Source organism: Pigmentiphaga litoralis, from assembly GCF_014651835.1.
Taxonomy (GTDB): Bacteria; Pseudomonadota; Gammaproteobacteria; order Burkholderiales; family Burkholderiaceae_B; genus Pigmentiphaga; species Pigmentiphaga litoralis.
Genome location: NZ_BMXQ01000001.1, coordinates 1,949,826 through 1,976,319, shown reverse-complemented (window position 1 = coordinate 1,976,319; position 26,494 = coordinate 1,949,826). Strand labels below are relative to the sequence as shown.

26 protein-coding genes are annotated in these 26,494 nt (G+C 63.8%); 17 read left to right on the top strand and 9 right to left on the bottom strand.

Annotated features, from left to right (window positions below; genetic code table 11):
- Positions 1-41 precede the first annotated feature (41 nt).
- Positions 42-866 (bottom strand): GntR family transcriptional regulator, encoded by an 825-nt coding sequence (locus IE116_RS08890; protein WP_189611648.1) that lies wholly within the window; start codon positions 864-866, stop codon positions 42-44.
- Between the two features lie 195 nt (positions 867-1,061).
- Between IE116_RS08890 and IE116_RS08885 the strand changes: the two genes are divergently transcribed.
- The 14 genes from IE116_RS08885 to dnaE all read left to right on the top strand — a co-directional run bounded on the left by IE116_RS08885 (position 1,062) and on the right by dnaE (position 16,281).
- Positions 1,062-1,925 (top strand): VOC family protein, encoded by an 864-nt coding sequence (locus IE116_RS08885; RefSeq protein ID WP_189611646.1) that lies wholly within the window; start codon positions 1,062-1,064, stop codon positions 1,923-1,925.
- Positions 1,922-2,650 carry a class II aldolase/adducin family protein gene (locus tag IE116_RS08880; RefSeq protein ID WP_189611644.1) on the top strand — a complete coding sequence of 243 codons (729 nt, stop codon included), beginning with the start codon at positions 1,922-1,924 and terminating at the stop codon, positions 2,648-2,650. The genes IE116_RS08885 and IE116_RS08880 overlap by 4 nt, the downstream gene beginning before the upstream one ends.
- 19 nt (positions 2,651-2,669) lie before the next feature.
- The gene (locus tag IE116_RS08875; protein WP_189611641.1) at positions 2,670-4,124 is read left to right on the top strand and encodes a 2-hydroxymuconic semialdehyde dehydrogenase; all 1,455 of its coding nucleotides are present in this window, start codon (positions 2,670-2,672) and stop codon (positions 4,122-4,124) included.
- A gap of 97 nt (positions 4,125-4,221) precedes the next feature.
- Positions 4,222-4,413, top strand: coding sequence for a 2-hydroxymuconate tautomerase (thmT, locus tag IE116_RS08870; protein WP_189611639.1), 192 nt, complete (start codon positions 4,222-4,224; stop codon positions 4,411-4,413).
- A 48-nt stretch (positions 4,414-4,461) separates the two neighbouring features.
- On the top strand, positions 4,462-5,625 hold the full coding sequence (locus IE116_RS08865; RefSeq protein ID WP_189611638.1) for an ABC transporter substrate-binding protein: 1,164 nt from the start codon (positions 4,462-4,464) through the stop codon (positions 5,623-5,625).
- 60 nt (positions 5,626-5,685) lie between these two features.
- The gene (locus IE116_RS08860; protein ID WP_189611636.1) at positions 5,686-6,606 is read left to right on the top strand and encodes a branched-chain amino acid ABC transporter permease; all 921 of its coding nucleotides are present in this window, start codon (positions 5,686-5,688) and stop codon (positions 6,604-6,606) included.
- Between the two features lie 21 nt (positions 6,607-6,627).
- Complete coding sequence (locus IE116_RS08855) at positions 6,628-7,689, top strand: branched-chain amino acid ABC transporter permease (RefSeq protein WP_189611634.1); 1,062 nt, start codon at positions 6,628-6,630, stop codon at positions 7,687-7,689.
- Positions 7,686-8,441, top strand: a complete 756-nt coding sequence (locus IE116_RS08850; RefSeq protein WP_189611632.1) for an ABC transporter ATP-binding protein — start codon at positions 7,686-7,688, stop codon at positions 8,439-8,441. The genes IE116_RS08855 and IE116_RS08850 overlap by 4 nt, the downstream gene beginning before the upstream one ends.
- 14 nt (positions 8,442-8,455) lie before the next feature.
- A complete protein-coding gene (locus IE116_RS08845) occupies positions 8,456-9,154 on the top strand; it encodes an ABC transporter ATP-binding protein (RefSeq protein ID WP_189611629.1) in 699 nt (232 codons plus the stop codon).
- Positions 9,155-9,244: 90 nt separating this feature from the next.
- Positions 9,245-10,024, top strand: a complete 780-nt coding sequence (locus IE116_RS08840; RefSeq protein ID WP_189611628.1) for an SDR family NAD(P)-dependent oxidoreductase — start codon at positions 9,245-9,247, stop codon at positions 10,022-10,024.
- A gap of 210 nt (positions 10,025-10,234) precedes the next feature.
- Positions 10,235-10,531 (top strand): type II toxin-antitoxin system MqsR family toxin, encoded by a 297-nt coding sequence (locus tag IE116_RS08835; RefSeq protein ID WP_189611626.1) that lies wholly within the window; start codon positions 10,235-10,237, stop codon positions 10,529-10,531.
- A gap of 2 nt (positions 10,532-10,533) precedes the next feature.
- Positions 10,534-10,935 carry a type II toxin-antitoxin system MqsA family antitoxin gene (locus tag IE116_RS08830; RefSeq protein ID WP_189611624.1) on the top strand — a complete coding sequence of 134 codons (402 nt, stop codon included), beginning with the start codon at positions 10,534-10,536 and terminating at the stop codon, positions 10,933-10,935.
- A gap of 295 nt (positions 10,936-11,230) precedes the next feature.
- Positions 11,231-12,589: a cytosine deaminase gene (locus IE116_RS08825; RefSeq protein WP_229828067.1), complete on the top strand. Its 1,359-nt coding sequence runs from the start codon at positions 11,231-11,233 to the stop codon at positions 12,587-12,589.
- A 200-nt stretch (positions 12,590-12,789) separates the two neighbouring features.
- On the top strand, positions 12,790-16,281 hold the full coding sequence (gene dnaE, locus IE116_RS08820) for a DNA polymerase III subunit alpha (protein WP_189611620.1): 3,492 nt from the start codon (positions 12,790-12,792) through the stop codon (positions 16,279-16,281).
- Between the two features lie 106 nt (positions 16,282-16,387).
- On the opposite strand, the gene IE116_RS08815 is transcribed toward dnaE, so the two are convergent.
- The 3 genes from IE116_RS08815 to IE116_RS08805 form a co-directional block, all read right to left on the bottom strand.
- Complete coding sequence (locus IE116_RS08815; RefSeq protein ID WP_189611619.1) at positions 16,388-16,867, bottom strand: VOC family protein; 480 nt, start codon at positions 16,865-16,867, stop codon at positions 16,388-16,390.
- Positions 16,868-16,920: 53 nt separating this feature from the next.
- Positions 16,921-18,207, bottom strand: coding sequence for an O-antigen ligase family protein (locus tag IE116_RS08810; protein WP_189611617.1), 1,287 nt, complete (start codon positions 18,205-18,207; stop codon positions 16,921-16,923).
- Between the two features lie 178 nt (positions 18,208-18,385).
- Complete coding sequence (locus IE116_RS08805; protein WP_373302972.1) at positions 18,386-19,300, bottom strand: glycosyltransferase family 9 protein; 915 nt, start codon at positions 19,298-19,300, stop codon at positions 18,386-18,388.
- A 156-nt stretch (positions 19,301-19,456) separates the two neighbouring features.
- Here IE116_RS08805 and msbA point away from each other — a divergent pair, with 156 nt between their 5' ends.
- The 3 genes from msbA (at position 19,457) to IE116_RS08790 (ending at position 22,204) form a co-directional block, all read left to right on the top strand.
- A complete protein-coding gene (msbA, locus tag IE116_RS08800; protein ID WP_189611614.1) occupies positions 19,457-21,289 on the top strand; it encodes a lipid A export permease/ATP-binding protein MsbA in 1,833 nt (610 codons plus the stop codon).
- A gap of 70 nt (positions 21,290-21,359) precedes the next feature.
- Positions 21,360-21,701 carry a UPF0175 family protein gene (locus IE116_RS08795; RefSeq protein ID WP_189611613.1) on the top strand — a complete coding sequence of 114 codons (342 nt, stop codon included), beginning with the start codon at positions 21,360-21,362 and terminating at the stop codon, positions 21,699-21,701.
- On the top strand, positions 21,698-22,204 hold the full coding sequence (locus tag IE116_RS08790) for a PIN domain-containing protein (protein ID WP_189611612.1): 507 nt from the start codon (positions 21,698-21,700) through the stop codon (positions 22,202-22,204). The genes IE116_RS08795 and IE116_RS08790 overlap by 4 nt, the downstream gene beginning before the upstream one ends.
- Before the next feature lie 33 nt (positions 22,205-22,237).
- Here the strand turns inward: IE116_RS08790 and IE116_RS08785 are convergent, their stop codons facing one another.
- Genes IE116_RS08785 through IE116_RS08765 form a run of 5 tightly spaced genes read right to left on the bottom strand, consistent with a single transcriptional unit; the run spans position 22,238 to position 26,491 of the window.
- The gene (locus IE116_RS08785; RefSeq protein ID WP_179586186.1) at positions 22,238-22,948 is read right to left on the bottom strand and encodes an ABC transporter ATP-binding protein; all 711 of its coding nucleotides are present in this window, start codon (positions 22,946-22,948) and stop codon (positions 22,238-22,240) included.
- A gap of 1 nt (position 22,949) precedes the next feature.
- The gene (locus tag IE116_RS08780) at positions 22,950-23,729 is read right to left on the bottom strand and encodes an ABC transporter ATP-binding protein (protein WP_189611611.1); all 780 of its coding nucleotides are present in this window, start codon (positions 23,727-23,729) and stop codon (positions 22,950-22,952) included.
- Positions 23,726-24,655, bottom strand: coding sequence for a branched-chain amino acid ABC transporter permease (locus IE116_RS08775; RefSeq protein ID WP_189614525.1), 930 nt, complete (start codon positions 24,653-24,655; stop codon positions 23,726-23,728). The genes IE116_RS08780 and IE116_RS08775 overlap by 4 nt, the downstream gene beginning before the upstream one ends.
- Positions 24,656-24,669: 14 nt before the next feature.
- On the bottom strand, positions 24,670-25,590 hold the full coding sequence (locus IE116_RS08770) for a branched-chain amino acid ABC transporter permease (protein WP_189611610.1): 921 nt from the start codon (positions 25,588-25,590) through the stop codon (positions 24,670-24,672).
- A 1-nt stretch (position 25,591) separates the two neighbouring features.
- Positions 25,592-26,491: an alpha/beta hydrolase gene (locus tag IE116_RS08765; RefSeq protein WP_189611609.1), complete on the bottom strand. Its 900-nt coding sequence runs from the start codon at positions 26,489-26,491 to the stop codon at positions 25,592-25,594.
- Positions 26,492-26,494: the final 3 nt, after the last annotated feature.

Below are 26,494 nucleotides of genomic sequence, written 5' to 3'. Positions count from 1 at the left end.
CCGCGGTCCTTTTCGGGAGCGCGGTTTTTTTTCGTCTGCGATCAGCGGTCTTGCGTGAGATCCGCGTCGACCGTGCGTGACGATCCCACCTGGGGAGCGTCGGCATAAGGCGCCGGCGCTTCGTGCAGGGACATCGGCTGGGGAGAGGGCGTCGACCCGTCGAACAGGTGTGCCGGCAGGTGCTTGACCGCCTCATACGTGGTGCCGATGTGCTCGCGCAGCAGCCGCGACGCCAGGTCCGCATCGCGCGCCAGCGTGGCATCCAGGATCCCCTGGTGCTCGTCGTGCAGATCGCGTGGAATCGGGTCGCGCACGATGGTCAGGCGCCGGTAGCGCTCGGCCTGCTGGTACAGAATTCCCAGAAAGTGATGCATCCACCGTGAGTTGCAGGCGCTGATCAGCGCCTGGTGAAATTCGCGGTTGCGCTCTTCCCACTCGTTGAAGCGGCCGGGCCGGTCCACGGCCAGCCGTTCTTCCGCTCGTCGCAGGCGATGAAAGGCCGCGATCACCCGGCTTTCCCAGACGTCGTCGCCCACGGCAATCGACTGGCGCAGCGCTTCGCTTTCCATCAGCATGCGGTTGCGGGTGATATCCAGGAAGTCGTCCAGTGAAATCGGGGTGACGTGAAAGCCCCGCTGCCCATGCACGATCACCAGCGCGTCCGATACCAGCAGGGCCAGGGCCTCCCGCAGAGTGCCGGCGCCCACGCCATACGAATCCTTCAAGTGTTCGACCCGCAGGCGCGAGCCGGGCGGCAAGCGGCCTTCAATGATGTCGCGGCGCAGGCTTGCGTAGGCCGACCCGACCAATGTCGTGGGGGCGGCGGCGTGCGCCAGGGGGGGCAGGGCGGCGGAGATGTCCGGCATGGAACGGGACGATGCGTGAGCATCGCAAGGCAAGGTCGACAAGCGGAAGTGTAGAGGACTTTCGGGTCTTCGAACCGAATATAGGGAAAACCAGAAAATCTCGATAAAACGCTTTGACTTCGATATTCGCGGCGTCTATCTTATAAAAAAGCGCAGTGAACAGCGAGCGATGGCCCGCGTGTCAGGAGACAGGCAGTGATTCATTTGCACGATATCCGCTACGTCCGGCTCGGTACCCCCGACCTGGATGCCTCGGTCAAATACGCCACCGACGTTCTCGGGCTTGAAGTAGCCGAGCGGTCCAGCAAGACCGTTTACCTGCGGTCCGACAGCCGCGACCACACGCTGGTCTACTTTGATGGCGACGCGCGGGACCACACCGCGGCGTTCGAAGTCGACACCGCCAAGGAACTGGACGACGCCCTGCAGACGCTGGAAAACGCCGGTGTGCGGGCGGTGCGCGGCACGGCAGAAGAAGCCGAGCAGCGTCACGCGCGCGACTTCATCCGGTTCAACGACCTGTCGGGCAACCGGATCGAACTGGTGTTTGCGCCGCATCACAGCGGCCGCCGTTTCTTCGGCTCACGGGATGCCGGCATCACCGGCTTCAGCCACATCGGCCTGCGGACGCTGGACGGTCGCCGTGACGAGGCATTCTGGACGACCCTGCTCGGCGCCAAGGTCAGCGATCGCATCGGCGAAGCGGCCTTGCTGCGGATCGACGACGTGCATCACAAGATCGCGCTGTTTCCGTCCAGCTTTCCGGGCGTGCAGCACATCAATCACCAGGTCGAAAGCATCGACGACGTCATGCGCGCGTATTACATCCTGCGCGAGCGGAATATTCCGATCAAGTTCGGGCCCGGCCGCCACCCCACGTCGGGCGCCATGTTCCTGTATTTCGAAGGCCCGGACGGCATGGTCTACGAATACTCGACGGGCGTACGCATGATCACCGAGGAAGACGAAAAAACATATCGCCCTCGTGATTTCCCGATGGTGCCGTCGTCGTTCTGCATGTGGGGCTCGCGTCCCGATATTCCGGAATTCAAGACATGACCGACTTCCAGGCCGATGCGGTAGGCCCTGAAGCGGCCGCCGTCCCGACCGCCCGCCACCAGAGCCTGGTGCGCGCCGCGGCCAGGGCCCTGTCCCGTGCGGGCCTGGTGCATGCCTACGGCCATTGCAGCCTGCGGCTGGATGCCGATTCCTTTCTGGTATGCGCGGCCCGGCCCATGGGCCTGATCGACCCGACCGAAGACGGCGTGGTCGTTCCGGTCAACGGCGAACTGCCCGAGGGCGTCCTGGGCGAAGTGCGTATCCATCAGCAGATCTACCAGCGGCGCCCCGACGTGCAGTCGGTGATCCGCAGCATGCCGCGCGACGTCATGACGCTGTCGGCAGCGGGCATCACGCCGTCGCCGCGCCATGGCATGGGATCGTACTTTTCACCCGGCGTGCCGCTGTGGCAGGACCCGCAGCTGATCCGCACCGAGGCCCAGGCCGCGGGCGTGGCAAGCACCCTGGGCGCCGGTCCGGCCGTGGTCATGCAGGGTAACGGCACCGTGATCGCGGCGGCTTCCATCGAGGAAGCCGTGGTGCTGACCTGGTATCTGGAAGACGCCGCGCGCATCGAACTGCAATTGCGCGCCGCCGGCCTGGCGGACGCGCCTGGATTGACCCCGGACCAGTGCGCGCAGCGAGCCACGCGCGCCGGACGGATCTTTGAACGAATGTGGGAATACCTGTGCGCCGGCGATCCGGAATTCGCAGAGGTCATCTAATTTTGGAGTGAGCAAGGCAATGAGCGATTTCAGGAACTTCATCAACGGCGAATGGGTGTCGACAGGCAAGACATTCGAGAACCGCAACCCGGTCGACAACAGCCTGATCGGCATGGTGCACGAAGCCGGCAAGGCCGAAGTCGGGGCGGCGGTCGACGCTGCCCGCGCCGCACTGAAGGGCCCGTGGGGCAAGCTCAAGGTCGAAGACCGGGTCGAGCTGCTGCACGCCATTGCCGACGGCATCAACGCCAACTTCGACGAATTCCTGGCGGCCGAAATGGCCGACACCGGCAAGCCGCACGGGCTGGCCAGCCACGTCGACATTCCGCGCGGCGCGGCCAACTTCAAGGTCTTTGCCGACCTGATCCGCAACGTGCCAACCGAAAGCTTCGGCATGGACACGCCCGACGGCGGTCATGCCATCAACTATGCGGTGCGTGCGCCACGCGGCGTGATCGGCGTGGTCTGCCCATGGAACCTGCCGCTGCTGTTGATGACCTGGAAGGTCGGCCCCGCGCTTGCCACCGGCAACACCGTCGTGGTCAAGCCGTCCGAAGAAACCCCGGCCACCGCCACGCTGCTGGGCAGGGTCATGAATGATGTCGGCGTGCCGGCCGGTGTCTACAACGTGGTCCACGGCTTCGGGCCGGATTCGGCAGGCGAATTCCTGACGACGCATCCTGGCGTCGATGGCATCACCTTTACCGGTGAAACCCGCACGGGCGAAGCGATCATGCGCGCGGCCGCCACGGGTGTGCGTCCGGTGTCGTTCGAACTGGGCGGCAAGAACGCCGGCATCGTCTTCGCCGATTGCGATTTCGACAAGGCCGTGGCCGGCATCGCCCGTTCCACGTTCGAGAACAGCGGTCAAGTCTGCCTGGGCACCGAACGCGTCTACGTGCAGCGCCCGATCTTTGAAAAATTCGTGGCCGCCCTCAAGCAACGCGCCGAAGGCTTCAAGCTGGGCGACCCCAACGACCACAGCACCAACTTCGGTCCGCTGGTGTCGCAAGAACATCGCCGCAAGGTGCTGAGCTACTACGACAAGGCGCGTGCCGAAGGCGCGACCATCGTGACCGGCGGCGGTGTGCCGACCATGACCGGCCGCCTGTCGGAAGGCGCCTGGGTGCAGCCCACCATCTGGACCGGCCTGCCACAGACGGCGTCGGTGATTCGCGAAGAAATCTTTGGCCCGTGCTGCCACATCAGCCCCTTCGACACCGAAGAAGAAGTGGTCAACATGGCCAACGCCACGCCGTACGGCCTGGCCGCCACCGTGTGGACGCAAGACGTCAGCGTCGCGCACCGCATGGGCCGCGCGCTGGAAGTCGGCATCTGCTGGGTGAACTCCTGGTTCCTGCGCGACCTGCGCACGTCGTTTGGCGGCGCCAAGCAGTCCGGCATCGGCCGCGAAGGCGGCGTGCATTCGCTCGAGTTCTACACCGAATTGCGCAACGTCTGCATCAAGCTCTGATGACCACGCGGCGGTCGTGACGACGCCGCGTTTTTCTTCGCCGCAGTTCCTGTCGCAGCACCCCTGTCGCCATACTTTGTTTCGCTAGGAGCACCGCATGCCCCTGATCCAGGTCCAACTGATGGAAGGCCGCACTGACGAACAGTGCGCGGCATTGATCGAAGCACTGACCGAGGCGGCGCACACATCGATCGGCGCGCCGCGCGAGTCGGTGCGCATCACGCTCATCGAAATACCCAAGACGCATTTCGGCATTGCCGGCAAGACGGCAAAAGCCTTGGGCCGCTGACGCGCGGACCCGCAAAAAAAACCATAACAACACAAACGGAGACACACCATGACAACCACCACCAAGGCTTTGGTGATGGCCGGCTTGCTGCTGGCCGCAGCATCGGCACAGGCTGACATCAAGATCGGATTTTCGGCCGTGATGTCCGGCCCGCAGGCGGCCCAGGGCCAGGACCAGTACGACGGCTTCATGCTTGCGGTTGAACAGCTGGGCGGCAAGTTCGGCGACCAGAAAGTCAGCGTTGTCAATGAAGACGACCAGCTCAAGCCCGACGTCGGCTCGCAGATCCTGCAGAAATTCCTGGAACGCGACAAGGTCGACGCGGTGGTGGGTCTCGGGTATTCCAACATCCTGATGGCGCAGACGCGCCGCATCAAGGAATCCGGTGTGGTCGCGATTTCGACCGTGGCCGGCCCGGCGCCGATCGCCGGCAAACTGTGCATGCCCAACCTGTTCGTGATGGGCTGGCAGAACGACGGCATGTCTGAAGCCATGGGCCAGTACGTCAAGGACAAGGGCTACAAGAACGTCTACCTGATGTCGTCCAACTACCAGGCGGGCAAGGACAAGCTGGCGGGCTTCAAGCGTTACTACAACGGCCCGGTCGCCAACGAGGTCTACACCCCGCTCGGGCAGCTCGATTATTCGGCCGAGATCTCTCAGCTCACGACGGCCAAACCCGATGCGCTGTTTGCGTTCTACACCGGCGCCATCGGCGTGAACGTGGTGCGGCAGCTGAGCCAGGCAGGCCTGATGGGCAAGCTGCCGTTCTTTTCCGACAGCCTGATCGAAGCCAATACCCTGGCCGCCATGAAGAACTCGGCCATCGGCGCCATCTATGGCTCGCCCTGGGCCACCGTGCTGGACAATCCGCAGAACAAGAAATTCGTTGACGGCTTCAAGGCCAAGTATCAGCGCACGCCGTCCGAATACGCGGTGAACGGTTATGACGCGGCCTATCTGCTGGACGCCGCCGTGCGCAAGTTGAACGGCAAGGTGTCCGACAAGAAGGCGTTTGCCGACGCGGTCAAGTCCGTGGGCGGCAGCTTCCCGACCGTGCGTGGCAAGTTCCGCTTCAACACGAACAACATGCCCGTGCAGAACTACTACGCGTTCGAGATCGTTCCGCAGGGCGACAGCTTTGCCGTCAAGCAACTGGCGCAAGTCTTTACCGACCATCAGGACGCCTACGTGAACGAATGCAAGCCGTGATCGGCGCTGCCCGATCAAGCCGTCTCGACGCCGCCTTTCTAACGCTCACGGAAGCCAGCCATGAATAGTTCGCTGTTTCTGTCGCAGTTGCTCAACGGGGTGCAACTCGGCGTGCTGCTGTTCCTGTTGTCGTCAGGCCTGACCCTGATCTTCGGCATCATGAACTTCATCAACCTCGCGCATGGGTCGCTGTACATGGTGGGCGCCTTCGTTGGCGCCGCCAGCTTCAATGCCAGCGGTTCCTTCACCTTCGCCATCGCGGCGGCCATCATTTCGAGCGGGCTGGTCGGCCTGCTGCTCGAACACCTGGTCGCACGGCCGCTGTACCGCTATGACCACCTGTACCAGGTGCTGGCCACCTTCGGTCTGATGATGTTCTTCAACGAACTGGCCATTGTCACCTTCGGCAACCGTCCGTACTACGCGGCGATTCCCGAAAGCCTGGGCGGCGCGATTTCCGTGTTCGGCGCGCCGTACCCGGTGTACCGGATCCTGATCATCGCGGTCGGGGTACTGGTTGCGCTGGGTGCATGGTTCCTGATTCAGAAGACGCGGTTCGGCATGCTGGTGCGAGCCGGCGCCAGCAATGCCTCGATGGTGAGCGTGCTGGGCGCCAACGTGGACCTCCTCAAGAAGTCGCTGTTCATGCTTGGCGCGGGCCTGGCCGGCCTGGCTGGCGCGCTGGCCGGTCCCATCCTGTCGGTGCAGTCGGGCATGGGCGAGCCGGTGCTGATTCTGGCGCTGGTCGTGATCGTGGTGGGCGGTATCGGATCCATCCGTGGCGCCCTGGTCGCCGCGATGGTGATCGCCGTCATCGACACGCTGGGTCGCGCCTACCTGCCCACCATGCTCGGCAAGGTGATGCTGCCCTCGGCCGCCAACGCCGTCGGGCCCGCCCTGGCCTCGATGCTGATCTACGTACTCATGGCGCTGGTACTCGCCTTCCGCCCCAACGGCCTCATTTCAGCCGCCCGCCGCTGATCCCTTGCAAGGACGCTTTCGATGACTCGATCCAAGTTCGGGGCCTGGGTGATACCGGTGCTCTTTCTAATCCTCGCCGCCGTGCCCTTCGTGGCCAATGCCATCGGCGAACCCTTTTACGTGACCTTTTTTGCGCGGGTGCTGGTGTATGCGCTGGCCGCCAGCGCACTGAACGTCGTGCTCGGTTTTGCAGGCCTGGTCAGTTTCGGCCACGCGCTGTTCATCGGCCTGGGGTGCTATGCGGTCGGCATCCTGGGTTTCTACGACGTGACGAACGGCTGGGCGCAGCTGGGCGTGTGCGTACTGGTATGTGCAGCGGTAGCCCTGGTCGTGGGCAGCGTGTGCCTGCGCACGTCGGGCATCGGCTTCATCATGATCACGCTCGCCTTTGCGCAGATGTTCTACTTCCTCATGGTCAGCATGACGACCTTTGGCGGGGATGACGGCCTGAACATCAACGCGCCGAGCAACTTCAGCGGTTTTGAACTCAGTGGCAGCACCGAGGTGTACTGGGCCGCCTGGGCAGTGTTGCTGGTCACGACGATCGTCATGGCGCGCTTCAAGCGCTCGCCCTTCGGCATGGTGCTGCGCGCCACGCACATCAACCCGCGCCGCGTGAATGCCTTCGGGTATTCGGTGTTTCGGGTGCAGTTGCTGGCGTATGTGTTCTCGGGCGTCATCACCGGCATTTCGGGTTTCCTGCTTGCCAACCTGACCGCGTTCGCGTCGCCCAGCTACATGTCGTGGCAGATGTCGGGCGACCTGATCGTCATGATCGTGATCGGTGGCATCGGCCTGGTCACGGGGCCCATCCTGGGCACCGTGGTGTTCCTGGTCCTGGAAGAAATTTTCAAGGGCATCACGCAGCACTGGATGCTGCTGATGGGGCCGATCATCGTGCTGATCGCCTTGCTCGGCAAGGATGGCTTCTCGTGGGTCAAGCGCTTCAAGCGGCCCGATGTGTCCGGCCGTCAACCCGCGGCCACCGTGTCGGCCGCATCGGTCGGAACGCCAGGCAATGCTTCGTCGGCTTCCCCTATCGGCGCACCCGGCGTGGCCCCCGTTGCAGGAGACACGCCATGAGCGCGCTGGGATTGCAGACCACCGACCTGAGCAAACGTTTCGGCGGACTCAAGGCCACCGATGGTGTGTCGCTCGATATTGCACCGGGCGAACTGCACGCCATCATCGGGCCGAACGGCGCCGGCAAGACGACGCTGATCAACCTGCTGACGGGCGAATTGCGGTCCGACGGCGGCCAGATCCGCATTGGCAGCACTGACGTCACCGGCAAGCCGATCCAGCAGCGCGTCAGCCTGGGCCTGCTGCGCTCCTACCAGATCACGTCCATCTTCGACAGCTTTACCGTGAGCGAGAACGTCTGCATCGCCGCCATGCGCAAGCGCGGCGTGCGCTTTGCGATCTGGAAGCCGATGTCGGGCGATGCCGAACTGGTGGCCAAGGCACGCGCCATCATCGAGCGTTGTCGCCTGGGTGACGTGGAACACACCATCGTGGCCAACCTGGCGTACGGGCAACGGCGCCAGCTCGAAATTGCCATGGCGCTGGCGGCCGAACCGAACATCCTGTTGCTGGACGAACCCATGGCCGGCATGAGTGCGGCCGAAGGCGCAGGCGCCATCGAGCTGCTGCGGTCGCTCAAGGGGCAGTACACGATCCTGCTGGTCGAACACGACATGCATGCGGTGTTCTCGCTGGCCGATCGCATCAGTGTGCTGGTGTACGGCAAGATCGTCGCGACCGGCGGCATCGACGAGATCCGCAACCATCCCGATGTGCGCCGCGCCTATCTTGGCGACGACGAAGACGCCTGACGCAAGGAGACAGCATGCTTTCCATCCAACACCTTGCCGCCAAGTACGACAGCTGCCAGGCCCTGTTCGACGTGGACCTGGAAGTGGGGCGCGGCGATGTCGTCGGCCTGATTGGCCGTAACGGCATGGGCCGCACCACCGTCATCAATTGCCTGTTCGGCCTGCTGCGTCCATCGGCAGGCACCATCCGGTTCAACGACCAGCCTTTGAACGGGATGGCGCCGTACCGCGTAGGCCGGCTGGGCATATCCCTGGTGCCCGAAGGCCGCCAGATCTTCCCGACGCTGACCATCGAAGAAAACCTGATCGCCACCGCCAAGCACGACGGCAGCGCATCGCAATGGACGCTGCAAAAGATCTACGAACTGTTCCCGCGGCTGAAGGAACGCCGGTCCAACCTGGGCACGCAGCTGTCGGGCGGCGAACAGCAGATGCTGGCCATCGGCCGCGCCCTCATGACGAACCCCAAACTGCTGGTGCTGGACGAAGCCACCGAAGGACTCGCGCCTATCGTTCGTGCCGAGATCTGGAGCGTGCTCGCCAGGTTGAAGAGCGAGGGCCTGACCATGATCGTGGTCGACAAAAACACCAAGGCATTGATGCGCCTGTCGGACAGCAACTTCATCCTCGACAAGGGCACCACCGTCTGGCGCGGCACGTCGGCCGAACTGGCCGCGCGTCCGGAACTGATCGAACGCTATGTCGGAGTCTGAGTCGATGATCAAAGCAACTGGATCGATAAGGACAGCAACGATGCATCGGGCAACGAGGTGGTTGTCGATCGCAACTACAGGGGCTACCGCATGAGGCTGGAAAACAAGACCGCGCTCGTCACCGGTGCGGCCGGCGGCATCGGCCTGGCCATTGCCCGGCGCTACGCGGCCGAAGGCGCCAACGTCGTGATGGTCGATCGCAACGCCGACCGCCTGACCGAATCGGTGAACGCAACACAAGGTGAAGTTCGCGCATTGGTCGGCGACGTCACCCAGCCCGACGACGTCGACCGGATGGTCGCCCTGTGCGAAACCGAATTCGGCGGCCTGGACATCTGCGTGTGCAACGCCGGCGTCATCCGCGCGGCGGAATTCCTGGACCTGGAACTGGCCGACCTCGACTTCGTCCTGAACGTCAATGTGCGCGGCGCCTTCCTGACCGCCCAGCGCGCCGCCCGTGCGATGGTGCGGCAAGGGCAGGGCGGCAGCCTCATCATGCTGTCGTCCATGACCGCCGAGCTGGCCATGTCCAACCAGCTTGCCTACGGCGCCAGCAAAGGCGCGGTACGGCAGATGACCAAGGCCATGGCATTGGCGATGGCGCCCCACGGTGTGCGCGTCAACGCACTCGGACCCGGAAGCATCGACACCGAGATCATGGCCACCATCAGCAACAACCCGGACAACCTGCGCAAGGTCCTGTCCCGCATCCCCATGACCCGCCTCGGCCGCCCCGATGAAATCGCCGGCGTGGCCCTGTTCCTGGCAAGCGAGGACTCGAGCTATGTCACGGGGCAGACCATTTACGCCGATGGCGGCCGGCTGGCGCTGAACTACAACGTGGAGGTGCCGGAAGACGCGGTGGGGTGAAGGCAGGAAGGCAGCAGTCGCAAAAACGCCGGCAATAGCCGGCGTTTTTGCGTCTTGTGTCGGAAGGAGCCAGCGCTGAATAGGACACTTCTGTCCTACCATGCCGAGCGCGGTCACAACCCTTCATCTATCTTGGTCAATAGGGACCCGGCACTTGCCTGATGTCGATCGCCACCGACGCGTTGCATTAACCAAGTAGGTTATAGTCTTGTGGAAAAGTTTGTCCCGCATTCGAAATTGCTTGCAGTCAAGCGTCTGGTCCGAGCAGGGCACGTGCGTGCAACCGGTTCAGCGATCTTCGGCGCTGCTCAATTGGGTTTGTCCTTGAGGGACATCATTGACGTCTTGCTCGGCCTCACGCCTCAGGACTTTTACAAGAGCATGACAACCCACGGCGACCATCGGATTTGGCAAGACGTGTATCGTCCAGCCACAGCGGCGGGGATTGTGTACCTGAAAATCACGGTGGCTTCCCACGTGGTGGTCGTGTCGTTCAAGGAGCTTTGATCATGAAGTGCCCCGCTTGTGGTGCAGCAGAGTTGGTCGTTGAAACCAGCGACCTGCCATATGTTTATAGGGGCGCCGCGACGGTCATTGCCGAAGTGACCGGCGAACGCTGTCCGGTGTGTCGTGAACAGGTGCTCGACAGCGTCGAGGCGGGCCGCGTGAGCGACCTGATGTTGGCTTTCAATCGCCAGATCAACGCATCCATTGTCGATCCACGCTATATCGCTGATGTCCGCAAAAAGCTGGCACTCGATCAACGTGAAGCGGCCGAGATTTTTGGAGGAGGCGTCAATGCATTCTCTCGGTATGAAACAGGCAAGACGAAGCCCCCGCTCGCCCTCATCAAGCTCCTGAAGGTGCTCGATCGGCATCCTGAACTGCTGGACGAAATCCGAACCGCCTGAACTCAAAGGCGCTTGAGCGGATACCTCGTTACCGACGACGGGGCTTCGAGACCTTCACATTTTTGCATGCGCACCCACCGCCGCCGCAGTCGAGGCCTGGATCACAGCGTACAGGCATCGAGCCAGAATAATCGGCTGATCACACTTGCACCACAGGCCGGCACTGCCGGCCTTTTTGTTCTCCGGTTACTCTTGATGCATCCCTTGCTGCACTGAAGCAAAATCACGGAAACCGGCGTCGCGCGTCAGGTCATCCGCTCGTCATGCCATGTGCACCGCCCTCCAGGAGAACCGATTGCTGTCGAACCCGCCCCTGTCGCCGACCTTCTTCACGGTGCCCGATACGCCGCGCTACGCGCTGCGCAACGTTCGCGTGCCGACCTGTCTGACCGAACGGTCCGACCTGTCAACGACCACGCACGAGGCAAACCTGTCCAACGTCGACCTGTTGATCGACAAGGGCCGCATCGCCGACATCCAGCCCGCCGGCACCTTGCCTGCCGAGCTGGGTCCGGACCTCGATCACTCGATGGTGCTACCCGGCATGCTCGATTGCCACACCCATCTGGACAAGGGCCACATCTGGCCGCGCAAGCCCAATCCGACCGGTGACGTGCCGGGGGCGTCCAAAGCCACCAGCGAAGACCGCACGGCCCACTGGCATGCCGAAGACGTGCGCCGGCGCATGGAGTTCGGGCTGATGACGGCGTATGCCAAAGGGGTCGTTGCCATCCGCACCCATCTGGACTCTCTTGAACCGCAGGCGGCCATTTCCTTTCCGGTGTTCAAGGACATGCGCGCGCAGTGGGCGGGCCGCATTGACCTGCAGGCGTCGTCGATCGCCCCGATCGACATCTTCCTGACCGACGAAGGCCGCCGCCTGGCTGACATCGTGGCCGATGCCGGCGGCAATCTGGGCTGTGTCACCCGTTTCCGCAGCTTGCCGAACGCGCCGGGCCAGCCGGAGTTCGACGTCGCCATGAAGAACATGTTTGCGCTGGCCACCGAACGCGGCTTGAACCTCGATCTGCATGTGGACGAATCGGGCGACATTGACGCGCGCACGCTGCTGCGTGTCGCCCAGCTCGCGGTCGAGGTGGGATTCCAGGGACGCATTCTGTGTGGCCATTGCTGTTCCCTGGCGCTGCAGGACGACAGCATCATCGAGCAAACCCTGGCCGCCTGCCAGGCCGCTCGCATCGATATCGTCAGTCTGCCCACGGTCAACATGTACCTGCAATCGCGCACGCACGGCACGACCCCCCGCTGGCGCGGCGTGACGCTGCTGCACGAGATGCGCGCGCGCGGACTGCGCGTGGCGGTGGGCGGCGACAACTGCCGTGACCCGTTCCATGCCTACGGCGATCACGACATGCTCGACACCTTTACCCAGGCCGTGAAGATCGGACAACTGGACCACCCGATTGGTGACTGGATCACCACCGCCACGACCAATCCGGCGGACATCATGGGACTGCCCGGGCGCGGCCGTGTGCGGGCAGGCGATATGGCCGACCTGATTGTGCTGCGGGCGCGGGACTATTCCGAAATGCTGTCGCGCTTCCAGGCAGACCGCGTTGTGCTGCGGGCTGGGAAGGCGATCGACACGCGCCTGCCGGATTATCGGATGCTGGATGATCTGATGGTGGCGTGACGCTGACGTGATGCTGGCGCCGCAATGGCGTGACGATGCCCTGACGGTACGCTACGCTTGGATAGCGTCGCGGCGACGCCCCGGGCGGCAAGTACCTCCACAGCACCCTGTGGCCCAGCCAGGACACATTCGTCCGACTCAACTGTTACAGCGGCCCCCTCGCCGCTGCCTCTTTCCCCCGCTGGCAGCTAAAATGGGGAATGCCTTCTGTTTCCGCCTCCCCCTTCGTCCACCTGCGCGTCCATTCCGAGTTTTCGGTTGTGGACGGCGTGGTGCGTATCTCCGAACTCGTCAAGCAGGTCGCTGCGATGGAGCAGCCGGCGGTTGCCCTGACCGACCTGTCCAACATGTTCGGGTTGATCAAGTTCTACCGCTCGGCCCGTTCCAAAGGCGTCAAGCCGGTGGCGGGCTGCGACGTGTGGGTGACCAACGACGCGGATCGCGACAAGCCATTCCGCATGCTGCTGCTGGTGCGCAATCACCAGGGCTACCTGAACCTGTGTGAACTGCTGTCGCAGGCGTTCCTGACCAACCAGAACAAGGGGCGCGGTGAACTGCGGCCCGAATGGCTGGATACGCTCAGCGACGGGCTGATCGCGCTGTCGGGCGGCCGCTTCGGTGACATCGGCCAGGCAATCGAGCAGGGCAATCTGCCCGCCGCGGCCGAACTGGCGCGCAAGTGGGCCGATGTATTTCCCGGTTCGTTCTATATCGAGCTGCAACGCGCGGGTCGCGAGGGCGACGAGACCTATGTACAGGCAGCGATGCGTCTGGCGGCCGAGTGCCGCCTGCCGGTCGTGGCCACGCACCCGGTGCAGTTCCTGAAGCGCGAGGACTTCCGCGCGCATGAGGCCCGGGTCTGCATTGCCGAGGGTGAGCTGCTGGCCAATCCGCGCCGGCAGCGCCGCTTTACCGAAGAACAGTATCTGCAGTCAACGGAAGAGATGATGGCGAAGTTTGCCGACGTCCCCTCCGCGCTCGTCAATACCGCGCACATCGCGCAGCGCTGCAACCTGACGCTGGAACTGGGCAATCCCAAGCTGCCCAATTTCCCGACGCCCGACGGCGTGACGCTGGATGAGTACCTGGTGCAGCTGTCCCGGGAAGGCCTGGAAAAGCGGATGCTGACGCTGTTCCCGGACGACGCCGAACGCGAAGCCCACCGCGAGGAATACGAAGCGCGGCTCGACCGCGAGTGCAAGACCATCATCGGCATGGGCTTTCCGGGCTACTTCCTGATCGTGCAGGACTTCATCAACTGGGGCAAAAGCAACGGCGTGCCGGTGGGACCGGGCCGGGGGTCGGGCGCGGGGTCGCTGGTGGCCTTCAGCCTGGGCATTACCGACATCGACCCCTTGCGGTATGACTTGCTGTTCGAGCGATTCCTGAATCCCGAACGCGTCTCCATGCCCGACTTCGACATCGACTTCTGCCAGGACAATCGCGACAAGGTCATCGAGTACGTCAAGGTCAAGTACGGCCGCGAGGCGGTGAGCCAGATCGCGACCTTCGGTACCCTTGGCGCCAAGGCCGTGATCCGCGACGCGGGCCGCGTGCTGGACCTGCCCTACATGTTCTGTGATGGTCTGTCCAAGATCATTCCGCATTCGCCGGCCGACCCCTGGGATCTGGAACGGGCGCTGAACGAAGAACCTGCCTTCAAGGAACGGTACGACAACGACGAAGAAGCGCGCGCGCTGATCGACCTGGCGCGGCCGCTGGAAGGCTTGACGCGAAACATCGGCATGCACGCCGGGGGTGTGCTGATCGCCCCGGGCAAGCTGACGGACTTCTGCCCGCTGTACTGCCAGCCGGGTCAGAGCCAGACGGCCATGTCGCAATACGACAAGGACGACGTCGAGGCCGTGGGTCTGGTCAAGTTCGACTTCTTGGGCCTGCGCAACCTGACGATCCTGGACTGGGCCGTGCGCTACGTGCGCGAGTTCAATCCAACCAAACGCGACTTCGACGTCATGGCCTTGCCGCTGGACGACCTGGGCGCGTACAAGCTGCTGAGCGACGGCAACACGACGTCGGTGTTCCAGGTCGAATCGCGCGGCATGAAGGAACTGCTCAAGAAGCTGCGCCCCAGCAACTTTGAAGACATCATCGCGGTGCTGGCGCTGTTCCGTCCGGGCCCGCTGGGCTCGGGCATGGTTGATGACTTCGTCAACCGGAAGCACGGCCGCGCCAAGGCCGAATATTTCCATCCTGACCTGGAAGCCACGCTCAAAAGCACCTACGGCGTGATCGTGTATCAAGAGCAGGTGATGCTGATCTCGCAGCTGATCGGCGGCTACACGCTGGGCGGCGCCGACTTGCTGCGCCGCGCGATGGGCAAGAAAAAGGCCGAGGAAATGGCCAAGCATCGCGAGATTTTCCAGCAGGGCGCGTCCGAGAAGGGGTATGACGCCGACCTGGCCGTCACGCTGTTCAATCTGATGGAAAAATTTGCGGAATACGGCTTCAACAAGTCGCACACCGCCGCATACGCGCTGATTACCTACCAGACCGCCTGGCTCAAAGCGCATCACCCGGCCGAGTTCATGGCCGCGACGATGTCGTCCGACATGGACGACACCGACAAGATGCAGATCTTCTGGGCCGATACGATCGCCAACAAGGTCGCGATCTTGCCGCCGGACGTCAACATGTCGGGCTACCGGTTCGAGCCCGTGCAGGACGAACACGCCGCCAAGGGCAAGCCGCCCCGTACGATCCGCTACGGCCTGGGCGCCGTGAAAGGCACGGGGCAGGGCGCCGTCGAAGAGATCATCCGCGCGCGCACCGAAGGCGGTCCGTTCAAGGACCTGTTCGACTTCTGCCGCCGCGTGAACAAGAACGCCGTCAACCGCCGCACGATCGAAGCCATGATCAAGGCGGGTGCGTTCGATGCGTTTTCAGACAGCCGGGCAGCCTTGCTGGCCACGGTCGGCACGGCCATGGAAGGCGCCGAGCAGGCCGCGCGCGCCGCGAGCCAGGTCTCGCTGTTTGGCGGCGACGACCATGCCGATCTGTCGGGCGAACTTGCCAAGGTCGAACCGTGGGACGAACGCGAACGCCTTGGCCACGAAAAATCGGCGCTGGGTTACTACTTCAGTGGTCACCTGTTCGACGCCTATCGGCACGAGGTCAAACGCTTCGTGCGCGGCACCTTGGCGCAGCTGCAGCCGAGCCGCGACCTGCAGTGGATGGCCGGCATTCTGGTGGGTGTGCGGGTGATGATGACCCGTCGCGGCAAGATGGTGTTTGCGGTGCTGGACGACGGCAGCGGGCAGGTGGAAGTGTCGGTCTTCAACGAACTGTACGAAGCCAACCGCAGCCGCTTGCGCGAAGACCAATTGCTGATCGTCTCCGGCAAGGTCACGAATGACGAATACTCGGGCGGCACCCGGATCGTGGCCGAGTCGGTCATGGACCTGCAGATGGCGCGCGAGGCCAAGGCGCGCGCGCTGTCGATCAAGCTCAATGGCAATGCGCAGACGCAACTGCTGAAAGACATGCTGTCGCCGTACCGCGCGGAGCCGCAGAACGGCTACCCCGGCACGCCCGTCGAGATCGTCTACAACCAGGGCGAAGCCAAGTGCGTTGTTCGGTTGAGCGAAGACTGGCGCGTGCGGGTGCCGGATGTGTTGCTGCAGCAGCTGGGCAAGGTGATCGGCAACCCGGCGGACGTGGCGCTGGAGTATTGACGTGTTTGCCGAACGGGCAGGGGGCGCTCACCTTACGCCTGGCAGGTCCAGCGCCCCGGGTGACGCCATCCCAACTCGAATCGGTTGGTGTTCGCTGCAGGGCGGCTTAGCCCCGCCGCGCTGCCTCGATCGCCGCAATATCAATCTTGCCCATCGTCATCATGGCTTCGAAGGCCCGTTTCGCTGCGGCCTGATCGGGGTCACCAATCGCTTCGATCAGTGCCCGCGGCGTGATCTGCCACGACAACCCCCACTTGTCCTTGCACCAGCCGCAGGCGCTTTCCTGGCCGCCATTGCCGACAATGGCGTTCCACAACCGATCTGTCTCGGCCTGGTCGTCGGTGGAGACCTGGAAAGAGAACGCTTCGCTGTGTTGAAAGTGCGGGCCGCCGTTCAGGCCCAGGCAGGGAATGCCCATGACCGTGAACTCCACGGTCAGGACGTCGCCTTCCTTGCCCGACGGGTAGTCGCCCGGCGCGGTGTGCACCGCCTTGATGGCGCTGTCGGGAAAGGTGTCGGCGTAGAAGCTCGCGGCGTCCAGCGCGTCGTGGTTGTACCAGAGGCAGATTGTGTTCTTGCTGACCATGGGGTTCTCCTTGGCGGAAACTCACCCCATCGTATTCCCAAACAACGACAGGGTCACGTAACCCGCCGACCCAGCAGCGGCCAGGACTGGGTCGCCGGATCCGCGTCCGTCTCCTGCAGGTACTGCGCCCACACCACCGACAGCGCGACGATGAAGAACAGCAGCGACGGGTGGTTGGTGAAGGTTGTGTTGGTCAACCCGTACAGCCCGAACGATCCGATGATCGCCACCACGCCCGCACCGCCCAGCGAACGCAAGGCCGGGCGCGTGTGCCGGCGGCGCAGCAACCCTGCCAGCGGCAACACGTACACCAGTGCCAACGCCAGTCCACCGACCGTGCCGGCGCGCGCCATCGCGTCGAGCCATTCATGGTGCGCGACGTTTTGCGTGTAGATGTCGCTGGACTTGAATTGTTCGGTGTTCTTGCGATGCAGCTCATCCTTGTATCGCGTCGGGCCGATGCCGAAGGCGGGGTGTTCCTGCCAGATCTGGAAGCTGATCTTCCACATGGCCAGGCGTGCGCCAACCGAGCTTTCGGATTTCTTCTGTGGATCGGCAATCGACAGGTCGCGGGATGCGTCGTCGATGCGATTGGAGATGACGCGCGATGCGGTCGGGAAGGCCAGGGTCACCAGCACGATGTGGGCAACCAGCAGCATGACGGCAGTCTTGCGGGGCAGGCGGGCCAGGTGCAGCAGCAGCAGGATGACGAAGGGCACCAGCAGCGGCCAGCCGCCGCGGGTCACGGACAGCAAGGACGCCCACATGCCGCCCCAGCCGGCCAGGGCCAGGATGATGCCCACCTTGCGTGACTTGGCATACAGGGCGCCGACGCCGCACAGCAGGCCAAGCAGAATGCTGAGGTTGCCGTAGGGATTCGCAGCGGTAAAACCTTGCGAACGGCCATAGCCCAGGCCAAAGATCTGGTAGGTAGACACGATGCCGGTCAGGAGGGAACCGACGGCAATGCCCAGCCAGAAGTATTTGAAGTCGATGTGGCGGCGTGCCGCCACGAGCACGAACACGATGGGCATAAGCAGCAGCCACCGGTTCGGATAGTCCAGGCCGCGCATCGAATCGCCGGTCATGACCACCGACAGCAGGAAGGCCAGGAAGAAGCACAGGAAGGGCACCCAGATCGGCGCGGTGTCGCGGCGGACCTCACTCCATTTGACGGCGCGGCTGCGGATCAGCGGCACCAGGCACGCCAGCGAGATCAGCAGCGGAAGCATGGCGGCGATGCCATAGCCACCCTTGACACCCACAAGTGTCGCCGGGAGCAGGAACAGGCTCACGGACAGCAGCCAATACAGGCGGTGGGGGGGCAGGGCAGGCGTCATCGGGGTAATCCTGTGGTCGTAAATAACGGAGGGCGGCGCAGAGATTAGCAGGTGATTGCCCCTGCGGCGCATGGCCTAGGCAGGCTAGGTCAAAGTACGCATGGGCAATCCGTTGCCATCAACGAGCCGCTCAATATTGGCAGCGCTCAAACCCGCATCTGCTCAATATCGGACTTGCTCAAGGCAAGGCCGCGATACTGCTGCCCACCAGCGCGAACCGCGCCGACCGTTCGACCTCGTCCAACGTGGGCCAGGCCGTGTCGGACCCCAGGCACACGGCCTTTTTCGACCACGGGCCGGTGCGTTCCCGCCGCGTCACGCCAAACAGGGTGATCTGCCGGGCACCCGCGGCCGCCGCCACATGCGACGTGCCCGAGTCATTGCAGACCACCAGGGCGGCTTTCGTCGTCAAGGAAGCAAACGCACCCAAAGGCAAGGCCGGCAACATCGTGGCCGTCGGCACGGCCGCGCGCGCCTGCTCGACCTCGTGCGCGGGCGGGCAGGTCACGCAGGTCCAGCCTTCGCGCTGCAACGAGGCGGCCAGCGCGCCAAATTCCGGCCAGGCCTTGGGCTTGCCGTGATGCAGTCCGGTGGCGGTGGGCGACAGCAACACAAAGGGCTCGGTAATGTTTGCCGCAGCCAGGGCGGCGTCTGCCGCAGCCCCCTGCGCGTCGGTCAGGGGCAGGCCCAGTGCGGCGTCGGGCTCTTCCGGGACCGAACCGTCCACGCCCCAGCGCCACAGCGCCAGCCGGGCCAGGTCATGGAAGATCTCCACTTCATGGCGCCCTTCGCGCTTGTTGAATGGCCATGTGAGCAGCAGGCTGCGGCCATCGCCGCGATAGCCCGCCGTCCGGATGCCGGCCAGCCGGAACGCGGCCGCGCTCGACAGGGAATTGGTGAACACCACGCCGCGCGCGCCGCGCCCGACCGGGTATCGGGACCGGATGGCAGCCATGTCGGCGCGCCAGCCGTCGCCAACAGGCACGAAGCCCGCTGGCGCCAGGCCGGCGAACAGGTCTTCGGCCCAGGGCCGGCCGCACAGGACCAGGGGCAGGCCGGCCGCCTGCAACCGCTTGATTGCGGGCAGGCACATGCAGGCATCGCCAACCCAGTTGGGCAGCCTCAAATACAGGTAATCGGTCATGGCGGAAAAAAAGGTGGGGTAAAGCGTCGGCAAAATGGGCGAACGGCCCTGGCCGGCCTACCCGCGTACAATCGTTCGGACCCCGATTGTAAGCGTCAGGCGGTCATGCCCCGGGCATGGCCACGTCAGCCACGACGCGTTCATGAGCAAGCAGTGACTTCCCAACCCGTCAAATCCTATCTCTGGCGCCAGATCTACGGACGCGTCCTCCGTTATTGGCCGCGTATGGCCATGGGCCTTTTGTGCCTCGTCGGCGTCGCCGCGTCCCAGCCCTTGCTGGCCGTGCTGATGAAACCGATGCTGGATGGCGGCTTCAGCGGCGCCAAGCCGCATTACGTCTACACGGTGCCCGCCATCATCATCGGCATCTTCCTGATACGGGGGGTGTTGTCGTTCGCCAGCGAATACCTGCTGGCGTGGGTCGCGAACAGCGTGTTGGCCGACTTGCGCAAGGAAATGTTCGACCGCCTGCTGCGGCTGCCCGACACCTACTTCAAGAGCATGGGCTCGTCGGTACTGCTGAACCGCTTCGTGGTCGACGCCACCAACGTCATGCAACTGGCCACCGATGTCATCACGACCCTGGTGCGCGAATCGCTGATCGTCGTGTTCCTGGTCGGGGTGCTGCTGTACCTGTCGTGGCAGATGACCCTGATCGCCCTGGTGGCCTTTCCGCTGTCGGCGTTCATCATGCGGCGGATCTCGCAGCGGGTGCGCCGCATCAACCGCGAGACCATCGTCATGAATGGCGAGCTGACGCGGGTGGTCAGCGAGGGCATCGACGGCCAGCGCGTGATCAAGCTGTTTGGCGGGTACGAGCAGGAAAACGGCCGCTTCTGGGAAATCAACAATCGCCTGCGCCGGTTCGCCATGCGTAACACCGTGGCATCGGCCGCGGCATCGCCCATCACGCAGACCATTGCCGCGGTGGCCCTGGCCATTGTGGTCGCGACCGCGCTGAATCAGTCCGGCTCCAACCAGATCACGGTAGGGGGCTTTGCCGCCTTCGTGACGGCCATGATCCAGATGCTGGATCCGCTCAAGCGCCTGGCCAACGTGACCAGCCCGATGCAGCGCATGCTGGTGTCGGCCGAAAGCGTGTTTGCACTCGTGGACCAGGATGTCGAAGTGGATCGCGGCACCCGGACGCTGCCTGAGCCCGTGCGCGGCCACATTGTCTTCAAGGACGTTTCGCATCAGTTCCCGAACTCGGACCGGCTGACGCTGAACCAGGTGTCGTGCGAGATCCAGCCCGGGCAGACCGTGGCCTTCATTGGCCGGTCGGGCAGCGGCAAGACGACGCTGATGTCGATGCTGCCGCGTTTCACGCTGCCCTCGGGCGGCACGATCTGCGTGGATGGCGAGAACATCGAAGAACTGACTCTGGAAAGCCTGCGGTCGCATATCTCGCTGGTCAGCCAGGATGTCGTGCTGTTCGATGACACCATCGCCGCCAATGTGGGCTACGGCGTGGGTCACGGCAAACACGGCAAGCCGTCGGACGACGTCATCCGCAGCGCCCTGTCCGACGCCAATCTGATCGAATGGGTCGATTCGCTGCCCAACGGCATTCACAGCCGGGTGGGCGAAAACGCCGCGCACCTGTCGGGCGGACAGCGGCAACGCCTGGCCATCGCCCGCGCGCTGATCAAGAACGCGCCGATCCTGATCCTGGACGAAGCCACATCGGCGCTCGACAACGAGTCCGAGCGGCAGGTGCAGGCGTCACTGGAACGGCTCATGAAGGGCCGGACGACACTGGTGATCGCCCACCGCCTGTCCACCGTGCAGAACGCCGATCGTATCGTGGTGCTGGACCAGGGACGCATCGTGGAAGAGGGCGCCCATGCGCAATTGATGGAAAAGAACGGCCTGTACGCGTCCTTGTACCGGATGCAGTTTCACGATTCGGCGAATAGCCAAGCGGCGACGGTTTGAGCCGACCGACGGTCACCACGATGATGGGGTATTATATTTGTTCCCCATTTTGCGTACACAAGGTGAAGCGATGCAAACGTTCAGCATTCGCGAGTTACGTGAGCGATCCGGTGATCTGAGTCGCGAAGCTGAGGAAGGACGATTGTCCCTGGTAACTCGGCATGGTCAACCGTTGTTCGTAAGCGTCCCGTTCACCGAAGACGTGCTGCAAGCCGGTGTTCACACTGCTTTGGCAATCAGCCTTTTCAGAACGGGTGACCTCACGCCAGGTCGAGCAGCCAAACTTGCCCGAATGACCTTGCCCGAGTTTTTGAAGTTTGCAAGCGAGCGAGGAATCGACGTTGTTGACTACGACCCGACAGAACTTGAACAGGAACTGGCCGAGTTCGACACAAAGCCGCGCAACGCATGATCCGGACGATCGTGGTAGCGGACTCCGGTCCGCTGATTGCGCTGGCAATTGCGGATCAACTCGAACTGCTCGCCACGTTGTTCGAAAGTATTCATGTTCCCCAGGCGGTGCTTGACGAGACGACGGCTGACCGCACTCGTCCAGGTTCTATCGCAATCGCCACCTTTGTTCAAGCGCATGGACAGGTGCATGCGAATCGCGACGATGCCATCTACGCAGGCGCCATCAAGGTCTTAGATGAAGGGGAATCGCAGGCCTTGAGTCTGGCGCACACGTTGGCGTGTGGTGTGCTCATCGATGAACGGCGGGGGCGCCAACATGCTCGCAAGCTCGCGATTCCCGTGTACGGCGTGCTTGGTTTGCTTCTGCAGGCCAAACGAGTTGGCGCCATAGACCTAATCGGTCCATCGCTTGACCGGCTTCGGCGTCATGGCTACCGCTTGTCCCAGGCGCTGGTTGACTCGGCATTGCACCTGGCGGGCGAAGCGAAAGCGGTCGAATGAATCACGGGTGACCCGTCGCAGGTTGTCCCTGCATCACGCCGCGCTCAAATACCCCCGCAACGACTCTGCATCCCTGCGGAACGCGTCCGACGTGCCGTTCCACGCGATCTGCCCTTTCTCGATGATGTAGTGCCGGTCGGCGGTGCGCAGCAGCGGGCCCAGGTTCTTGTCGATGCACAAAATGGCCAGGCCTTCGTTCTTCAGCGTCTGCAGGCAGGACCAGATCTCGGCGCGGATCAGGGGGGCCAGGCCTTCGGTGGCCTCGTCCAGGATGATCAGCTTGGGATTGGTCAGCAGCGCCCGGGAAATCGCCAGCATTTGCTGTTCGCCGCCGGACAGGTGCGCGCCCAGGTTCTTTTGCCGTTCCTGCAGGCGGGGAAAGAGCTGATACACCCGTTCCACCGTCCACGGATTGGCCTGCTTCAAGCCATTGTGGGCCGTGGCGACCAGGTTTTCGTGCACCGACAGGTTGGGGAAGATGTGGCGGCCTTCGGGCACCAGGCCGACGCCGAAGCGCGCGACGCGGTACGACGGTTCCTTGTGGATGGGCTTGCCGTCGAAGCGGATGGTGCCGCGTGACGGCGACATCAGGCCCATGATGGTCTTGACGGTGGTGGTCTTGCCCATGCCGTTGCGGCCCAGCAGGGTGACGAATTCACCTTCTTCGATTTTCAGGCCCATGTGGAACAGGACCTGGCTGTTGCCGTAGCTGGCGGCAATGTCGTCGACTTCGAGCAGTGCCATGTCAGGCCTCCTGGGCGGCAGGGTGGACCGCAAGGTCGTCGTCTTCGTCGCCCAGATAGGCGGTCTTGACGTCTTCGTTGCGGCGGATCTCGTCGGGGGTGCCGCTGGCGATTTTCTTGCCGTACACCAGCACGGTAATGCAGTCCGACAGCGCGAACACGGCTTCCATGTCGTGCTCGACCAGCAGCATGGCGTACTTGCCGCGCAGGCGCAGCAGCAGTTCGGTCATGGTTTCGGATTCGCGCTGGCTCATGCCCGCCATGGGCTCGTCCAGCAGCAGCATGCGCGGCTCGCACGCCAGGGCCATGGCCAGTTCCAGTTGCCGGTGTTCGCCGTGCGCCATGTCGCCGACACGCGTGTGGGCGCGGGACGCCAGGCCCACCATGTCCAGCGCGTGCTGCGCCGGTTCGTTCAGCTCACGGGCCACGGTGGTGGGCTGCCAGAACCGGAAGCTGTGGCCGCGCTGCGCCTGCACCGCCAGGGCGACGTTCTGCAGGGCCGTGAAATCCGGAAACACCGACGTGATCTGGTAGGACCGCGCCAGCCCGCGGCGCACGCGCTGCTCGATCGGCAGGTTGGTGATGTCGTTGCCGTCGAAGGTGATGGTGCCGGAATTGGACTTGATCTCGCCGCTCAGCTGGCCGATCAGGGTGGTCTTGCCGGCGCCGTTCGGGCCGATCACGGCGTGGATCTCGCCCGCATTGACAGTCATGGACACGTCGTCGGTCACGGTCAGGCCGCCGTAGCGTTTGATCAGATGATCTGCACGAAGCAATGTCATCGGGAGTCTCCTGGCAGATTGCCGATGATGCCGCGGCGCGACACCATGACGATCACGACGATGATGAAGCCAAGCACCAGCATCCAGTGTTCGGTCCAGGCCTTGAGCACTTCTTCCATGATCAGGAAGGCAACCGCCCCGGCGACCGGTCCCATCAGGGTGCCGAGGCCGCCCAGCACGACCATCACCACCAGTTCGCCGGACGTGGTCCACGCCAGGTAGGACGGCGAGATGTACAGCGTCAGGTTGGCGATCAGCACGCCGGCCAGGCCGCACACGATGGCCGACAGCACATAGGCGGTCAGCTTGTAGGGCAGGGGCGCAAAGCCCATGGCCTTCATGCGGCGTTCGTTGGTCTGCGTGCCGCGGATCACCATGCCAAAGCGCGAGCCGATCAGCTTGTGCATGGCGAACAGCAGCACCAGCAGCAGCACGAAGCTGGTGTAGTACAGCGCGAGCGGATCGTCCAGTTTCACGATGCCGAAATTGCCGCCCTGGAAGATCGACATGCCGTCGTCGCCGCCGTACTCGTTCAGGCTGACGGTCAGGAAATAGAACATCTGCGCGAACGCCAGCGTGATCATGATGAAGGCGATGCCGGTCGTGCGCAGCACCACGGCGCCGCTGATCAGGCCCACGACGCCGCAGACGACGATGGCGGCCAGCACGTGCAGCCAGCCATTGTCGATGCCGTGGTGGCTCAGGATGCCGACCGAATACGCACCCAGCCCCAGGAAGAGAGCATGGCCGAAACTGACCAGGCCGCCATACCCCAACAGCAGGTTGAGCGACACGGCGGCAATCGCGTAGACCAGCACGCGCCCGAACAGAGCAAGGTAGAACGGTTCACCGGCGATCTGCGCATAGAGGGGCACGCAGCCCAGGAACAGCAGGATCAGCACGGTGGCTATCGTGCGGGGAGTCATCTTCACATCGGCTCCTAGCCGTGACGTACAGGGAAGAGGCCTTGCGGACGCAGGGCAAGAATGAGCGCCATCATCACGTAGATGAGCATCGACGCGATGGCCGGACCGGCGGCGTTGGCAGCGGACGGCGACAGCACTTCGCGCAGGATCCACGGCAGCATGGAGCGGCCCAGGGTGTCGACCACACCGACGATGAGGGCGGCCAGGAAGGCGCCGCGCACCGAGCCGATGCCGCCGATCACGATCACCACCATGGTCAGGATCAGCACCGGTTCGCCCATGCCGGTCTGCACCGACAGGATCGGACCGGCCATCAATCCGGCAATGCCGGCCAGCGCCGCGCCCAGGCAGAACAGCAGGGTGTTCAGCATGCGGATGTTCACGCCCAGCGCGCCGACCATCATGCGGTTTGACGACCCGGCGCGGATCAGCATGCCGATCCGCGTCTTGTGGATCAGCAGATAGCAGCCCGCGGCCACCACCAGTCCGACCACGATGATCATGAAGCGATACAGCGGATACGCGATGCCGAACAGGTCGATGGTGCCTTCCAGCATGGGCGGCACCTGCATGTTGTAGGGCGACGGGCCCCAGATGATGCGGGTCAGTTCATTGAAGAACAGGATCATGCCGAAGGTGGCCAGCACCTGATCCAGGTGGTCGCGGTCGTAGAGCCGCGACAGGGCGATGCGATCGAGCAGGAAGCCGATCGCGATCATCGCGACCACCACGCCCACCGCCGACAGCAGGAACGACCCGGTGTGGTTGTAAAGGGTGGCGGCAATGAAGGCGCCCATCATGTAGAGCGAGCCGTGGGCCAGGTTCACGAAGTTCATGATCCCGAACACCAGGGTCAGGCCGGCGGCGAGCAGGAACAGCAGGACGCCGAGCTGGATGCCGTTCAGCGCCTGGGCAAAAAAGAGGGTCGCGGACATGTCAGGAGGGTCTCTCGGCAGAAGGAGCGGACGCCGGGCCGATGCCCATCGCGGCAAACACCGCAAGGGTCAGGGGCGAGGCCGGGTCGGCCAGGTGCAGGATGACGTCGAAGTGGTTGGTGCCGGGCATGTCGATGTACCGGGCCGGGAAGCCCCGGTGGCGCCACGCGTCCAGATACTGCCGGCTCTGGCGCGCGAACTCGGCCGTTTCCGTTTCGCCGTACGAGACGATCAGCGGACAGCCTTGTTCGGGCAGGTGCTGCAGCGGGCTGAGCCGTGCCGCCGATTCCGCATCCAGATGGACCCAGGCGTTCACGTGGGTGTCAATCAGGGGCTCGAGGTCGAACAGGCCGCTGACCGGCGTCGCACTCTTGACCGTGTCCGGCGCAATGCCAAAGTCGGCCTGCCATCCGCTGGCCAGCAGCATGCCGACCAGATGGCCCCCCGCCGAACTGCCGGCGATGTGGATCTGGCCAGGGTCGCCGTGGTAGCGATGGATCTCGTGCACGACCCAGGCCAGGGCCGCGCGGCACTGGCGGACGATCTCGTCCAGCGATGCCCCCGGCGCCAGCGAATAGTTGACGGCGACCACCGTCGCCCCGGCGTCGACGAAGGCGGGCGCCATGAAAGACGACTCGTCTTTCGTCAGCGCGCGCCAGTAGCCGCCATGCACGAAGATCAGCACCGGACTGCCCGGCTGCGTCGCCGGGAAGATATCGAGCGTCTCGTCCGGATGCGGCCCGTAGGCCACGCCCGTGTGGCATGTCAAGGTCTCGCGCGCGGCCCGGCTTTCCTCGGCGTAACGCGCAAGGATGGGCGCGAGGTCATCGACAGTTGCCCTCGCGTTGTATTGCCGGTCGAGATCTTCAGGGGAGTAGTGAGCGTAAGGCGCGGTCCCCATCGT

Excerpts from the sequence above, each read along its gene's own strand:
- IE116_RS08890 (WP_189611648.1), bottom strand. The coding sequence starts at position 866 with ATGCCGGACATCTCCGCCGCCCTGCCCCCCCTGGCGCACGCCGCCGCC.
- IE116_RS08880 (WP_189611644.1), top strand. The coding sequence starts at position 1,922 with ATGACCGACTTCCAGGCCGATGCGGTAGGCCCTGAAGCGGCCGCCGTC.
- IE116_RS08875 (WP_189611641.1), top strand. The coding sequence starts at position 2,670 with ATGAGCGATTTCAGGAACTTCATCAACGGCGAATGGGTGTCGACAGGC.
- thmT (WP_189611639.1), top strand. The coding sequence starts at position 4,222 with ATGCCCCTGATCCAGGTCCAACTGATGGAAGGCCGCACTGACGAACAG.
- IE116_RS08865 (WP_189611638.1), top strand. The coding sequence starts at position 4,462 with ATGACAACCACCACCAAGGCTTTGGTGATGGCCGGCTTGCTGCTGGCC.
- IE116_RS08860 (WP_189611636.1), top strand. The coding sequence starts at position 5,686 with ATGAATAGTTCGCTGTTTCTGTCGCAGTTGCTCAACGGGGTGCAACTC.
- IE116_RS08855 (WP_189611634.1), top strand. The coding sequence starts at position 6,628 with ATGACTCGATCCAAGTTCGGGGCCTGGGTGATACCGGTGCTCTTTCTA.
- IE116_RS08850 (WP_189611632.1), top strand. The coding sequence starts at position 7,686 with ATGAGCGCGCTGGGATTGCAGACCACCGACCTGAGCAAACGTTTCGGC.
- IE116_RS08845 (WP_189611629.1), top strand. The coding sequence starts at position 8,456 with ATGCTTTCCATCCAACACCTTGCCGCCAAGTACGACAGCTGCCAGGCC.
- IE116_RS08840 (WP_189611628.1), top strand. The coding sequence starts at position 9,245 with ATGAGGCTGGAAAACAAGACCGCGCTCGTCACCGGTGCGGCCGGCGGC.
- IE116_RS08830 (WP_189611624.1), top strand. The coding sequence starts at position 10,534 with ATGAAGTGCCCCGCTTGTGGTGCAGCAGAGTTGGTCGTTGAAACCAGC.
- dnaE (WP_189611620.1), top strand. The coding sequence starts at position 12,790 with ATGCCTTCTGTTTCCGCCTCCCCCTTCGTCCACCTGCGCGTCCATTCC.
- IE116_RS08815 (WP_189611619.1), bottom strand. The coding sequence starts at position 16,867 with ATGGTCAGCAAGAACACAATCTGCCTCTGGTACAACCACGACGCGCTG.
- IE116_RS08810 (WP_189611617.1), bottom strand. The coding sequence starts at position 18,207 with ATGACGCCTGCCCTGCCCCCCCACCGCCTGTATTGGCTGCTGTCCGTG.
- IE116_RS08805 (WP_373302972.1), bottom strand. The coding sequence starts at position 19,300 with ATGTGCCTGCCCGCAATCAAGCGGTTGCAGGCGGCCGGCCTGCCCCTG.
- msbA (WP_189611614.1), top strand. The coding sequence starts at position 19,457 with ATGCCCCGGGCATGGCCACGTCAGCCACGACGCGTTCATGAGCAAGCA.
- IE116_RS08795 (WP_189611613.1), top strand. The coding sequence starts at position 21,360 with ATGCAAACGTTCAGCATTCGCGAGTTACGTGAGCGATCCGGTGATCTG.
- IE116_RS08790 (WP_189611612.1), top strand. The coding sequence starts at position 21,698 with ATGATCCGGACGATCGTGGTAGCGGACTCCGGTCCGCTGATTGCGCTG.
- IE116_RS08785 (WP_179586186.1), bottom strand. The coding sequence starts at position 22,948 with ATGGCACTGCTCGAAGTCGACGACATTGCCGCCAGCTACGGCAACAGC.
- IE116_RS08780 (WP_189611611.1), bottom strand. The coding sequence starts at position 23,729 with ATGACATTGCTTCGTGCAGATCATCTGATCAAACGCTACGGCGGCCTG.
- IE116_RS08775 (WP_189614525.1), bottom strand. The coding sequence starts at position 24,655 with ATGACTCCCCGCACGATAGCCACCGTGCTGATCCTGCTGTTCCTGGGC.
- IE116_RS08770 (WP_189611610.1), bottom strand. The coding sequence starts at position 25,590 with ATGTCCGCGACCCTCTTTTTTGCCCAGGCGCTGAACGGCATCCAGCTC.
- IE116_RS08765 (WP_189611609.1), bottom strand. The coding sequence starts at position 26,491 with ATGGGGACCGCGCCTTACGCTCACTACTCCCCTGAAGATCTCGACCGG.